This is a genomic window from Micropruina sp. (genome assembly GCF_027492755.1).
Classification (GTDB): domain Bacteria; phylum Actinomycetota; class Actinomycetes; order Propionibacteriales; family Propionibacteriaceae; genus Micropruina.
The window spans coordinates 1-12,992 of the sequence record NZ_JAPUED010000108.1 but is presented as its reverse complement, the minus strand read 5'-3'; the positions used below and the strand labels follow the sequence as shown (position 1 = coordinate 12,992).

11 protein-coding genes, 1 pseudogene and 1 riboswitch are annotated in these 12,992 nt (G+C 70.1%); of the genes and pseudogenes, 2 read left to right on the top strand and 10 right to left on the bottom strand.

The features are described 5' to 3' along the window. The 9 genes and pseudogenes from Q0066_RS07645 to trmB all read right to left on the bottom strand — a co-directional run. Positions 1 to 327: pseudogene (locus tag Q0066_RS07645) on the bottom strand (ECF transporter S component); the annotation flags it as partial. Next, the gene (locus Q0066_RS07640) at positions 324 to 1,913 is read right to left on the bottom strand and encodes an ABC transporter ATP-binding protein (protein WP_298131692.1); all 1,590 of its coding nucleotides are present in this window, start codon (positions 1,911 to 1,913) and stop codon (positions 324 to 326) included. The gene Q0066_RS07640 and the pseudogene Q0066_RS07645, both read right to left, overlap by 4 nt. After that, positions 1,910 to 3,076, bottom strand: coding sequence for an energy-coupling factor transporter transmembrane component T (locus Q0066_RS07635; RefSeq protein ID WP_298131690.1), 1,167 nt, complete (start codon positions 3,074 to 3,076; stop codon positions 1,910 to 1,912). Before Q0066_RS07635 ends, Q0066_RS07640 begins: the two co-directional genes overlap by 4 nt. Further along, a complete protein-coding gene (locus Q0066_RS07630) occupies positions 3,052 to 3,951 on the bottom strand; it encodes a hypothetical protein (RefSeq protein WP_298131688.1) in 900 nt (299 codons plus the stop codon). Before Q0066_RS07630 ends, Q0066_RS07635 begins: the two co-directional genes overlap by 25 nt. Beyond that, positions 3,948 to 5,534, bottom strand: a complete 1,587-nt coding sequence (locus Q0066_RS07625) for a prenyltransferase/squalene oxidase repeat-containing protein (RefSeq protein WP_298131686.1) — start codon at positions 5,532 to 5,534, stop codon at positions 3,948 to 3,950. Before Q0066_RS07625 ends, Q0066_RS07630 begins: the two co-directional genes overlap by 4 nt. Before the next feature lie 79 nt (positions 5,535 to 5,613). Further along, positions 5,614 to 5,746, bottom strand: a riboswitch (cobalamin riboswitch). A gap of 56 nt (positions 5,747 to 5,802) precedes the next feature. Beyond that, complete coding sequence (locus tag Q0066_RS07620; RefSeq protein ID WP_298131685.1) at positions 5,803 to 6,123, bottom strand: hypothetical protein; 321 nt, start codon at positions 6,121 to 6,123, stop codon at positions 5,803 to 5,805. A gap of 164 nt (positions 6,124 to 6,287) precedes the next feature. After that, the gene (locus tag Q0066_RS07615; RefSeq protein ID WP_298131683.1) at positions 6,288 to 6,887 is read right to left on the bottom strand and encodes a methyltransferase; all 600 of its coding nucleotides are present in this window, start codon (positions 6,885 to 6,887) and stop codon (positions 6,288 to 6,290) included. Next, positions 6,884 to 7,714, bottom strand: coding sequence for a tRNA pseudouridine(38-40) synthase TruA (gene truA / locus Q0066_RS07610; RefSeq protein ID WP_298131682.1), 831 nt, complete (start codon positions 7,712 to 7,714; stop codon positions 6,884 to 6,886). Before truA ends, Q0066_RS07615 begins: the two co-directional genes overlap by 4 nt. Beyond that, the gene (gene trmB / locus Q0066_RS07605; RefSeq protein WP_298131680.1) at positions 7,711 to 8,439 is read right to left on the bottom strand and encodes a tRNA (guanosine(46)-N7)-methyltransferase TrmB; all 729 of its coding nucleotides are present in this window, start codon (positions 8,437 to 8,439) and stop codon (positions 7,711 to 7,713) included. Before trmB ends, truA begins: the two co-directional genes overlap by 4 nt. Positions 8,440 to 8,696: 257 nt before the next feature. Between trmB and Q0066_RS07600 the strand changes: the two genes are divergently transcribed. Beyond that, positions 8,697 to 9,107: a YccF domain-containing protein gene (locus Q0066_RS07600; RefSeq protein ID WP_298131678.1), complete on the top strand. Its 411-nt coding sequence runs from the start codon at positions 8,697 to 8,699 to the stop codon at positions 9,105 to 9,107. A gap of 63 nt (positions 9,108 to 9,170) precedes the next feature. Here Q0066_RS07600 and Q0066_RS07595 read toward each other — a convergent pair whose 3' ends face one another. After that, positions 9,171 to 11,261: an elongation factor G-like protein EF-G2 gene (locus tag Q0066_RS07595; protein ID WP_298131676.1), complete on the bottom strand. Its 2,091-nt coding sequence runs from the start codon at positions 11,259 to 11,261 to the stop codon at positions 9,171 to 9,173. A gap of 138 nt (positions 11,262 to 11,399) precedes the next feature. On the opposite strand from Q0066_RS07595, the gene Q0066_RS07590 reads away from it, so the two are divergent. Continuing rightward, positions 11,400 to 12,197 carry a hypothetical protein gene (locus Q0066_RS07590; RefSeq protein WP_298131675.1) on the top strand — a complete coding sequence of 266 codons (798 nt, stop codon included), beginning with the start codon at positions 11,400 to 11,402 and terminating at the stop codon, positions 12,195 to 12,197. Positions 12,198 to 12,992 lie beyond the last annotated feature (795 nt).

Here is a 12,992-nt window from a genome sequence, read left to right as displayed (position 1 = left end):
GGCGCCGAACACCCGTCCGGCCAGGATGAGCAGGAAGAAGACCAGCTCGAAACCGGCCGTCCCGGCGCTCAGCGGACGCAGAATGCTGCCCACCGCGGCCAGCACGCCGAGCATGGCGAGCGCTTTGACGTCCAGGCCGCCGGCAACCAGTTCGGCCAGCACGACCGACAGCACCAGCGCCAACACCAGGGCGAGCACGATCGGAGCCTGCAGCGGGCTGGCGCTGCTCTCCGGACGCAGGAACAGCGGCCAGCCGAAGGCGACCGCGCCGACGATGACCGCGGAACCGAGCGCGAGCATCGATGCCCAGCGCCTGCCGCCGGTCATCGCAGCCCGCGTTCCACGTCGGCTGGGGTGAGCACCGGAACCGGGGCGAACACCTTCGCCATCTGCGGGGCGTAGGCCGGGGACGAGGTGAGCAGTTCGGCGGTGTTGCCGTCGGCGATCACCTCGCCGTCGGCCATCAGCAGCAGCCGTCGGCTGGCCAGCGCCGCGAACTCCACATCGTGGGTGCTCAGCGCGACGGCGACGCCGTCGTCGGCGAGGGCGTCCAGGATCTGGTGCAGCTGGGCCTTGGCGGCATAGTCGAGGCCGCGGGTGGGCTCGTCCAGCAGCAGCACCGGAGCGCGCGCGGCCAGCTGGATCGCCAGCACCAGGCCGAGTCGCTGGCCTTCGGAAAGGTCACGCGGGTCGCGCTCGGACGGCAGATCGAGACCCAGCCGGGCGATCAGGTCGCGAGTGGTGCCCGGTTCGGCGCCGCTCTCGGCGTCGGCCTGGGCGCATTCGGCAGCGACCGTGGGGAGATAGAGCAGGTCGGCGGCGGTCTGCGGCACCAGGGTGACCAGTCGGCGCGCCTCGGCTGCGCCCAGCCGTCGTGGGTCCTGGCTGCCCACGGTGATCGTTCCGGCACTGGTCAGCGCCCCCTGCAGTGCCCACAGCAGCGACGACTTGCCGGCGCCGTTGCGTCCGAGCAGGGCGGTCACGCTGCCGGCGTGCAGGTCGAGATCGACACCCCTAACGGCGCTGATCGGGCCGTAGCGCACCTCGACGTCACGGGCGCTCAGCGCCGCCGGGCCGGAGATCGGGGCCGGGGCGGACGGTGCGCTGATCGTGACACCGGACGCCTGCACCCGCCGCCGCGCCTCGCGGACGCTGAGCGGCACGGTAGCCCAGTCCAGGGTGTGGGCCAGGGCGGCCAGCGGCGGGGTCACCGAGGCGCGGCCCAGGATCTCGCCCGGTGGCCCGTACTCGGCGCTGCCGTCGCCGGGCAGCCAGATCATCGAATCGGCGGCCTGCATCACCCGCTCCAGCCGATGCTCGGCCAGCACCACCGTCAGACCGACCTCGTGCACCAGGGTGGCGATCGCGGACAGCACGTCCTGCGCGGCGGTCGGATCGAGCGCCGAGGTCGGTTCGTCCAGCACCAGCACCCGGGGCTGCGCGGCCAGCACCGCGGCGATCGCCACCCGCTGCTGCTGGCCTCCGGAGAGTTCCACCAGCGGACGCCGGCGCAGCTCGGCGATGCCCATCAGGTCGAGCGTCTCCTCGACCCGCTTGCGCATCGCCACCGGTGCGACGCCGAGCTGCTCCATGCCGTAGGCGACCTCGTCCTCGACGGTGTCGGTGACGAAGCCACGCAGCGGATCCTGGCCGACGTAGCCGACCAGTTCGGCCAGCTCGCGGGGCAGATGACCGGCGGTGTCGCGTCCGGCGACGGTCACCCGCCCGCTCAGGGTGCCGCCGGTGAAGTGCGGCACCAGGCCGTTGATGCTGCCCAGCAGGGTGGATTTGCCGCTGCCGGTGGGCCCGACGACTAGGCACAGGTCGCCGTCCGGGATCTCCAGGGTCACCCCGCGCAGGGTGGGCCGGTCGGCGTCCGGGTAGGTGACGGTGACGTCCTGCCAGGCGATCATGCCGGTGCTCCACCGCGCAGGGCCCGGACGCGGGTGTCGGCACGGGAGGCTTCGACGCCGCGGAACCGTGGCGGAACGGTGAGCGGCAACGGCGCCAGGCAGCAGGCCACCGCCAGCAACATCGGCACCGTCAGCTCCGGCCAGACCAGCGGATCGGTGGACGGGAACACGCTGTCGTAGGTGGTGTCGAACCATCCCAGGCCGAGCACCACCGCGGCGGTCAGCAGGCCGCTCAGCGCGACGCCGGTGGAGCGCCACGTCCAGGGATGGGGGCGGTAGGCGCTCACCCGCAGATTGCGTCCGGCCCGGCGCAACCCCCACCCGGTGCCGGCGGCACCGAGCACGAGGGCGGCCGTGGCCGCCTCCCAGAACGCGGTGCTGAGCAGCAGGAACGCACCCAGCAACGCCACCATGGACGAGACGATCATCAGCGGCAGCGCGCCCGGCACCGGCTCGCCACGGGTGCGGCCGAAGCCGCGCGCCTCCATCCCGGCGGCCAACGCCATCGACCTCTCGATCGCGTCGGCGAGGACGGGCAGCGCGATCCGGCCCAGCGCCCGCAGTCCGCGGACGCCGTCGCCACGCAGCCGTCGGGCCCGGCGCACCCGCTGCGCGCTCTCGATCAGCTGCGGTGCGACGGTCAGCGCGATCACCACCGCCACGGAAGCCTCATACAGCGCCGCCGGCACCGATTTGAGCGCTTGCCGCGGGTTGGCCAGCGCGTTCGCGGCGCCGACGCAGAGCAGCATCACGGCCAGCCGCAGGGCGCTGTAGAGCGTGTAGACGAGGCCTTCGGCGGTCACCGCCCCGCCCAGCCGGATACCGGCCGCCCAGTCCGGCAGCGGCATCTCGGGCAGGCTGAACAGCACCGTCTCGCCAGTGCCGCCGCCGATCAGGATCTGAAAGAACACCCGCATACCGACCACGAACAGCGCCAGCAGCAGGTAGGCGCGCACCGAGCGGGCCCAGGGTGCGGCCGTGCGCCGGATCATCACCACGAGGATCACGGCCATCGCGATCAGCACCAGCAGCAGCGGGTTGGTGGTGCCGCTGACGGCCAGCCCGATGCCGATCGCCCAGCACCACCAGGCCCACGGATGTACCGGTGCCGAGGGTGCCGGCTTCGGCTGTGTGCGGGTCAGGAGTTCCTGCCCTTCCACCACCAGCCGCCGAGTCCGGCCACGCCGGCGACGACGAGGCCGAGAGTGGTGATCAGGCCCACCGGGGAACCGTTGCCCGCGTCATCGGCGGGTGCTGCCGAGGGTGTCTCGCCATTGACCGGCACCTCGTTGTCGCCGGGTGTCGGACTGGCGACCGGTGCCGACGAGACGACGGGTGTCGAGGGGGTGCCCGTGGTGGAGGGGGAAGAGGTACTGCGGGCCTTGCCGGACCGGGTGCTGCTCGGCTTGCTCGTGGCTTTGCTGCTTGCGCTGGGCTTGCTGCTTGCGCTGGGCTTGCTGCTCGGCTTCGCGGACGCGGTGGGCTTGGTGGTCGGTTTCTTGCTGGGCTGCTTCGTCGGCTTGGGTTTCGGCTTGCTCGACTTGGTGGGCTTCGGTGTCGGCTTGGGGTCGCTGGTACCGGACGGTGGGGCCGCACCCGGCGGAACCTTGCCTTCGCTCAGCGACTGGTAGCGCCAGCCCTCGGCGTTGCCGGCGCTCGGCCGGTAGCTGTTGGCGCCCAGGTTGGAGTACGTCCAGCCGTTGTAGCTGCCGTCCGCCTTGCGGGTGGCGTGCCAGTACGACCAGTACGCCTTGTTGCGGTCGGGTTTGCCGGGCTTGCCGTTGATCTTGTCGACGAAGCCCTCGCTGACGGAGGGGGAGAACCCGGCGCTGCGGAGCGCCGCCATCCCGGTGCCGTAACTGGTCGCGCACCGCGATGAGATGCCGCCCAGGCTGCCGAAATCGACCACCACCCACACGCCGCTGCAGGACGCCGCCTGCGGCAGGGCCGGGGCGGCCGCGACAGCCGGGGTGGACGGCGCGGCCGCGCCGGCGGCGAGCATCGCCGCCAGCGCGACCGTGGCGAGGAATCGCCTCACTTGGCGACCTTTCCGGTCGCATTCGACGTCTTGGCCAGCGTCTCGTAGCCGGCCTTCTTCGCCGTCACCTTGACGGTGATCTTCTTCTTGGCGTCCGACTTGGTCAGCTTGTAGGTCGACTTGGTGGCCTTGGAGATGGCCTTGCCGGAGCGGTACCACTGGTAGCCGAGGCTCTCCGGCTGCGGTTCCCAGCTGCCGGCCGTGGCGGTCAGGGTCTTGCCCACCTTGGCCGTCCCGCTGATGGTCGGGGTCGGGCTGGCGGTGTAGGCCTTCGGCGGAGCGGTCAGTTCGGGCTGGGCGCCGTCCAGCCACGGGCCGTAGATCCAGCCCTCGGCGACGCCCTTCGCCGGCTTCGACTGCGACGCGCCGATCGGCGATTCCGTCCACTTGCCCCAGCTGCCGTCCTTGTTCTGCTTGGCCGTCCAGTACCCCCAGAAGGTGTTCGCCGTCGAGGTGCACTTGCTCGGGTAGCCCTGCACCTGGCACAGGAACGGGCCGAAGTTGGTCGGCGTGGTCTTGGTCGAGAAGCCCGCGCTCTTCAGCGCCGCGAGGCCGTCGGCGTACTTGGTGGCGCAGCGCACGGTCGCCTCACCGTTACCGCGGTTGACCACGACCCACACGCCGTTGCACGAGGTGCTGGCCTTCGGCAGCGACGGCGGACTCTTCGGGCACTTGCTCAGGTTGAGCGACACGTTCAGCAGCGATTTGCCGGTGATCAGATACATCGCGTTGGCGGTGGCCGTCACATCGGACGCGGTGCCCTCGTCCAGCGAGTTCGGGAAGCCGCCGTCGGACTGCTGCACGGTGGCCAGCCACTCCTTGGCCTTGGTCACCTGGGTGCCGCTGCCCAACGCCGAGCCCAGCAGTGCGGTGGAGTCGACCGGCGAGTAGTTCTCCCAGTAGCCGGCCGGCTTCTGGGCGTCCTTGGCCCAGTCGGTGGCGGCGGCCTGCTGCGGCTTGAGCTGGCCGATCGCCTTCAGCGCCAGGATGCCCATCGCGGTGGTGTCGGGGTCGGCGTTGAATTTGTTGTCCCACTCGTAGCCGAAGGCGCCGTTGTCGCCCTGCTGGCCGAGCAGGTTGGTCAGCAGCGTCACCGGGATGGTGGCGTCGGCACGCTTCAGCGCGATGAGGGCGAGGCTCTGGCTGAACGCCGACTTCGACGCGCCGACCTGACCGTCCTTGGGCAGACTCTTGGTGACCAGTGAGACCAGGTTGTAGCCGGCGAACTTCTTAGGGTTGAGCCCGAGCGCCGTCACCGTGATCGCCATGTTGGCCGCCCTGGCCTGGTTGAGCTTCTTGCTCGGGTACAGGTACGACTTGGCGTTCTTCTCGATCTGCTTGACCAGTGTTCGCGCGGCCGGTGCGTAGCTGCAGTCCCCGGTGGTCGCCAGGCCGAGCGCCGCGGTCATGGACGCCGCCGCGCCGTCGCCCGTGGCCGGAAGATTCCGGACCAGGAAGTTGGCGGCCTTGGTCGCGTTCGCCTCGGACGCGGCGGTGGCGCCGGGCGCGGAGGCGATCAGGCCGGTGAGCGTGAGGGCTGCTGTAGTCCCGACAGCGAGGGAGCGCCTCAGTGATGAGTGCATCTGGATGGTCCTTTCGCGCGGGCATCCGCGCGAGACCGGACCCGGGGTCCATCCGGCTCACCCGTGTGCCACGACAGGTTGACAGAGCCAGAACAACGGCAGGCATTCCGACTGGGCCATCGCTGGCGTCACGGCTGCGGGTCAGTCCCGGATTCGCACCGGGTTCCCCTGCTGATGTTCAGGTGAGTTCAGCCTAGACCAGGTGGGCCGCTCCGGATCGGGCTCGGGAAAATCGCCGACCGCTGGTTGAGCATGTCGAAACCCCAGGTCACTCCAAATCGTCGGAGCCCTCCTCCTTCTTGCTGCCGTCGAGGCGTCCCTTGAGGTCGTCGAACGCCTGCTGGCTCTTCTCCTTGGCGCCGCTGGCGAACTCCTTGATGTTGCCGCCGGCGTCGGTCGCCAGGCCCTTGAGGTTCTCGCCCGCGTCGGTGGCGAATCCCTTCAGGTTCTCGCCGGCCGTGCTGGAGAACTCCCGGACTCGGTCGAAGGCGTCCTCGGTGAACTCGCGGACCTGACCCCCGACGCCCTTGGCCCTGGTCACCAGGTCGTCGAGGAATTTCCCGGTGCCTGCCGCGTTCTCGTCCGCCATGTCGATCTCCGCTCATCCCCGACGGCCAGGATTGGCCCGCGCCCACACTAGGGCTCGACGCCCGGTAGCGGAACAGCCACTCCGTCGTCATCCCGGACTTGATCCGGGATCTCTCCCGCGAGAGCCCGGGATGACGCAGTTGGTCAGCACTTCCTTGGCGAAGCTCAGCTTGTCGCCCGGTGAACGGCGAACACCCGGAAACCCTTCGCGCTGGCCGTCCGCTCACAGGCCCAGCCCTGGTCGATCAGCCAGCGCTGCAGCGAGTCGGCGCCCAGATTGCGGCCGACCACCAGCCGGGCGACGCCGTGGGGTGCGAGCCGGGGCAGCCAGGTCAGCAGCAACTCGTGCAGGGCGTCCTTGCCGATCCGGATCGGCGGGTTGGACCAGATCTCGTCGTAGCGGACGGCCGGGTCGGCGGCGTCCGGCAGCATCGGGCGGACCCGGTCGGCGACGCCGTGGGCGCGGGCGTTGTCGGCGCACAGGCTGAGCGCGCGGGGATTGACGTCGACGGCGTCCACCACGGCGCCGGGACAGGCGGTGGCCAGGGCGACCGCCAACACCCCCCAGCCGCAGCCCAGGTCGAGCAACCGCGTCGCGTCCGCGGGCGGGGTGGCCGAGCGCAGCAGCACGCCGGTGCCCAGATCGAGACCGTCGGCGGAGAACACCTCGTTGGCGGTGGTGAACCGCCAGTCGGTGTCCCAGAACCGGACGTCGACGCTGCGCCGCTTCTCGGCCGCCGAGGGCTGGGTGAAGTAGTGGCTCATGCCGGCGACTCCGAGTCGGCCGGCTCCAAGGTGCGCCGGGCTCGGGCCTCGACCGCCCGCGCAGCCAGCTCGCGGTCGCGGGGATAGCCCACCTCTTCGAGGGTCAGCCCGCCGGGCGGCATCACCCGGATCTCGCCGACCCGCTCGCGGGCGTCCAACAGCCCGGCCAGCCAGTCGGCATCGCGCTGCCCGGAGGCGACCGCGACCAGTGCACCCACCAGGGAGCGGACCATCGAATGGCAGAACGCGTCAGCCTTCACGGTGATCTCGGCCACGTCGCCCCAGGTGCGCCGGGCCGACAGTTGCAGCAGATTGCGGATCGTGGTGGCGCCCTCGCGCTGCTTGCAGAAGGCCGCGAAGTCGTGCAGCCCACGCAGCTTGCCGGCGACCGCGTTGATCTTCTGCAGGTCGAGTTCGGTGCGCAGCGCAGTGACGTGGATGCGCAGCAGCGGGTCGGGGGTGGAGTCGGCGATCCGGTAGACGTAGCGGCGCCAGATCGCCGAGAAACGCGCGTCGAAGCCGGGCGGGGCCAGGCTGACCCGCCGCACCACCAGGTCGGACGGCAGCACGTTGCGCAGCCGGTAGCTCAGCTCGGCGACCGTCTTGGGCACGTCGGTGACGTCGGGCAGGTCGAGGTGCGCCACCTGGCCGCGGGCGTGCACCCCGGCGTCCGTCCGGCCGGCGCAGGTCAGGCTGACCGGCTCGTTGAGCCGCAGCACGCGGGGGATCCACGCCTCCAGTTCCTCCTGCACGGTGCGCAGCCCGCGCTGGGCCGCCCAGCCGTGGAATTCGGTGCCGTCGTAGGCGATGTCGAGGCGCAGCCTCACCGCCGTCCCCCTTCTCGGATGCCGTAACACAGGTCGTAGATGGTTCGTCCGGCCGCGATTCCCTTGGCCTCGTACCTGCTCTGCGGACGATCCTCCCACCGGGGCGCCCAGCCGTCATGACGATTCACCAGCAGTGGATGCTCGTCGAGCACCTCGCGCATTGCCAGCGCGTAGTCCTCCCAATCGGTGGCCAGCCGCCAGACGCCGTCGTCGGCCAGCTTGGCGGCCACCAGGTCGGCGAACGGACGCGACACCAGCCGGCGCTTGTGATGCCGCTTCTTGTGCCACGGATCGGGGAAGAAGGTCCACAACTCGGTCAGCGCGCGGTCGCCGATCAGGGTGGCCACGGCGTCCACACCGTTCGCGACCACCACCCGGACGTTGTCGACGCCGGCCCGCGCGCACTTGGACAGCGTGCTGGCCACGGCGGGTTCGAACACTTCGAAGGCCAGGTAGTTGCGGTCCGGGTGCTTGGCGGCGACCGCCGAGATCACGTCGCCGGTGCCGCCGCCGATCTCCACCACCAGTGGGGCCTCGCGTCCGAACGCATCCGTCACATCGAGGTGGGCGTCGGGGGCGACCGAGGTGTCGGTGTCGCGGGCCGGCACCCGGATCACCCAGTCGGCGTGCTCGCGCCAGGCCTTCTGCTGGCTGGGGTTCATCCGGGAACTGCGCCGGACGAAGGAAACGACCTCTCGATGCACCCGTGGTCGCGCTTCAGCCATGCGGGTCAGCGTAACGAAGCCCCGCAGTCGGTCGTTGACCGCCGTCCGTCGTTGGTCGGGCTTGCCGAGACCCGGTCGGGTCCTGGTGCCGACACGCGCCCGGATCCGTCGGTCGAGCTTGTCGAGACCCGGTGCCCGCCCGGCCGAGGGCGGAGGCCCCCCTGGGATAACCCTGAAGGCGGGGCGCACGAGGCCTGGGCTGGGTCACACTGGTGAGGCGGACCCACCGCGGTCCACGAAAGGCAACTGACTCACCCATGCGCACCTTGTTGAACGTCATCTGGCTGGTTTTCGGCGGCCTGTGGCTCGCGATCGGCTACTTCTTCTTCGGCCTTTTGGCCTGCATCTTCATCATCACCATTCCGTTCGGCATCGCTTCGTTCCGGATGGCCGCCTACGCCCTCTGGCCGTTCGGCAAGACCGTCGTCCACAAGCCGGGTGCCGGCGTCGGCTCCGCGCTCGGCAACATCATCTGGTTCCTGGTCGCCGGACTCTGGCTGGCCATCGGCCACCTCACCACCGCGGCAGCCCAGGCGATCACCATCGTCGGCATCCCGCTGGCCATCGCGAACATCAAGATGATCCCGGTCACCTGCGTGCCGCTCGGCAAGGAGATCGTCGACTCCGATCACATTCCGTACGGCAGCCAGCCGGTCTATTCGTTCTGAACCAGCACACCGAAGGACCCGGGCGCAGCGCCCGGGTCCTTCGCTGTTCGGAGGTGCTGTGAGCTACTTCTTGTACTTGCCCAGCATTTGCGCGGGCAGCACCTCGTAGCCGTGGAACTCGCGGGTGAAGGTGCCTGAGCCGTGGGCGATGCCGCGCAGGTCGATGGCGTAGCGGGCCAGTTCCGCCTGCGGCACCAGGGCACGGACGATCGACCTGCCGTCGGCGGCATCCGAGCCGAGCAGCTGGCCGCGGCGTCCGGACAGGTCGGTCATCACCGGGCCGAGGTACTCATCGGCGATCGTCACGGTGACCAGGTCGAGCGGCTCGAGCAGCGCCACCGCGCCGGTGACGCCGGCGGCCTCCTTGATCGCCAGGGCGCCGGCCATCTGGAAGGCCATGTCCGAGGAGTCCACCGAGTGCGCCTTGCCGTCGTACAGGGTGACCCGGACGTCGACCATCGGGTAGCCGGCGAAAACGCCCTTCTCGAGCTGGTTGCGGACACCCTTCTCCACCGACGGGATGAACTGCCGGGGCACGGCCCCACCGACCACCTTGTCGACGAACTCGAAGCCGGCGCCGCGCTCCAGCGGCTCGACCTCGATGTTGCAGACGGCGTACTGGCCGTGACCGCCCGACTGCTTCACATGCCGCCCCAGCGCGGACACCTTGCGGGTGAAGGTCTCCCGCATGGGGATCTTCAGCTCCTCCTGCTCGACCCGGACCTGGTAGCGCTCGACCAAACGGCCCAGCAGCAGGTCGGCGTGCGCCTGCCCGGTCGTCCAGACCACCAACTGGTCGCCTGCGCCGCGATCGACCCGGACGCTGGAGTCCTCCACGGCGAGCCGCTGCAGCGCGCCGGCCAGCTTGTCCTCGTCGTTGCGGGTGGCGGCCCGGATCGCCAGCGGCAGCAGCGGCTCGGGCAGCGCCCAGGCCTCCACCACGCCCGGACGGTCCTTGGCCGACAGCGTGTCACCGGTCTCGGCGGTGCTGAGCTTGGGCAGCAGCACGATCTCGCCCGCGATGGCCTGCGGACGCGGCTTCAGCTCGGCCCCGACGGCGCCCTGGATCAGCCCGATGCGTTCCTCGTTGTCGTGGTCGGGATGCGAATCGTCGTCGCGGCCCGACACCCAGGAGCGATGCCCCGAGACGTGCACGATGTCGTCGGTGCGCAGGGTGCCGGAGAAGATCCGCACCATCGACAGCCGGCCGGCGAACGGATCGGTGGTGGTCCGGATCACCTGGGCGACCAGCGGCGCCTCCGGATCGGAGTCGGGCTGCGGCAGCACCTCGCCGTCGGTGGTGGTCAGCGACGGATTCGGATGCAGGCCGGGGGTGGGGAAACCGTGCTCGATCAGCGCCAGCAACTCCTCGATGCCGACGCCGGTGCCGGTCTGCACCGGAACCACCGGGAACAGATTCGCGGTGGCCACCGCCTTCATCAGGTCGTCCAGCAGGTCGGCCAGGTCGAGGTGCTCGTCGTCCTCCAGGTAGCGGTCCATCAGGCCCTCGTCCTCGGCCTCGGCGATGATCGACTCGATCAGCGGGCCGCGGTAGGTCTCGACCTGGTCGTCGTGCGCGTTCAGCGTCCGGACGACCCGGTTCCCGCCGGAGTAGTCGTGTTCCTCCAAGGTGAGCAGGCCGATGTTGCCGACCACCTGCCCGGGTCCGGCGAAGGTCGGCACGTGGGTGGGCCGGACGCCGTCGCCGAACCGGTCCTGGCAGTCGGCGACCGCGGTGTCGAAGTCGGCGTGGCCGGCGTCCAGTTTCGTCAGCACGATGACCCGGGGGAGGTTCGCCTCGCGGCACTCCTGCCACAGCGACTGGGCGGCCCCGTCGACGCCGTCCGCGGCCGAGACGACGAAGATGGCCGCGTCGGCGGCCCGGATGCCGGCCCGCAACTCGCCGACGAAGTCCGGGTGGCCGGGGGCGTCCAGCAGGTTCACCATCGTGTCACCGGTGACGAACGACGCCAGAAACAGTTGGGACGCCCGCTCGGCGTCCTCTTTCTCCCCGCGATAGCCCGGCACCCGGGCCTTCAGTAGTTGCTCGAAGAGGGACGTCTTGCCCGAGCCGGCGTTTCCGATCAGGACGACGTTGCGGACGTCGTCGGGACTGGTCGGCTGCATGGTCGTGGCGTTCACCTTTGAACTCATGGACCTACCTAACACCCGGCCTGGGGGCCCTGCAACGGCAACCGAAAAACCGGTGTCGGCGGATGTGTTGCCCGCGCAGCGTTTGTGTCGGTGGTGGCTACTAGGGTGAGAGCACGCACCCCGAAGTGGAGGCACCCGATGGACATCTTCCTCGCGCTGCTGCGCACCCTGGTCTTCGTGGTGGCCACGGTGGTCGCCACGGTCTACGTCGGCCGCCGCATCGGTCGCGGTCACGCGCTGTTGTGGACGGGCACCACCTTGCTGGTCACCCACTGGCTGATCCAGTTCGGCTGGACGACCTACGCCGCGGGTGCGCCGGAGGCGCCCCCGGAGCCCACCGGCTGGCTCAGCTGGGTGGCCCATCTGCTGCCGTTCCTGGCCGCGGTCGCCCTGATCTGGGGCATCGGTCAGGCGGCAGGCGCCTCGACGCGGGGAGCGGCTGCCGGTCGCAGCGGTGCCCGGGTGGCCGGCGGGACTGGGTCCGGTAGCGCCTCCCCCGAGTCGGCTGCTCCGGTTCCCGCAAGCCAGCCGTTGAGCGGGCAGGGAACGACCACGCTCGCGCCGGCCGCCGGCGTCGCAGGTGGGCACGCCGGTCAGGCTGGTGGGGGACCGGTGGCGAGTCCTCGAGTGACCCCTGGGTCGCAGGCACCCGGTGCCCGCACGCCGACGCAGTCGCGGCCCAAGACGACCAGGCCGCCCGGACTGATCGTTCCGCACGCGGTGCCGGTGGTGATGACCCCCTCGGCCAGCCACCACAGCCCGCCCGACCCCGACCCCGTGGTCGACCTCGGCCCCGATGACGAGGATCCCGTCGTCGGGACGCCCGTCCCGCCCCCAACCGGTTGGGCTCCGGTTGTCCCGCCGGTTCAGCCGACCGAGGCCGCCAGCGGGACCTCCGGTCCGTCGGACAGCCCGGATCGCCCCGCTGAGCGCTGACTGCCACAAACGGGCGTCAATGGCGCGTTGCAGGGCGTCAGTGGCTCCTTGAGTTGCCAGTCAGCTGGCGGTCGGTAACCCGTGGATAGCTGACACGGTTCTCCCGTCCCTTTTGCGGAGACCCGGCGCCGGCACCGCTGGTCGAGCCGTCGAGACCCTGCGGAGGACGGGTCCGTCGAGCCAGCTGAGGACTGTTGGAACGCGGGGACGGTTTTTTTCGTGCCACTAGCGATCGACTCGCACCGGTGGTCGAGTTCACCCGCCCCTTCGTCATCCCGGCGGATGCCGGGATCCCTGTCGACCGGACGGCACCGCACCGCGACAGTCGGACGGACGACGGCGGTAGCGCGTGGCGGACGGTGACGGCGCGGCTGCGATCTCGACATCGGTGCACCCGGAATTCTGGACGACCTCACATTCGATGATCCGGCGCCTCCGTTGGTCGAGCTTATCGAGACCCTCGCCGGTAGCGATTTCCGCAAGCAGGTCTCGACGTAAAGGCGTTGTCACGGTGTTGTCAGAAACCGCCCTGGTGTTGTCAATTTCAGAAGCCATGCCTGCCGTGGAAGCCACCCGCGAAAAGTGTCAGAGCCGGCCTCTATCGTGGTCTTCATGAATCGGATCACTGGTGTGGCTACGGGAGTTATCCCTGACTGGTCGGTGAACGGTTTTGTCAGTGGCGACGTTTAAGGTCAACGGTATGAGCATCGAGGTAGAGCCAGGGACGGCGGTGGCGGATTTCGCCACCGTGGTGGCCGGCTTGCTCGATGATCTCGACTACGACCAGGTGGCATT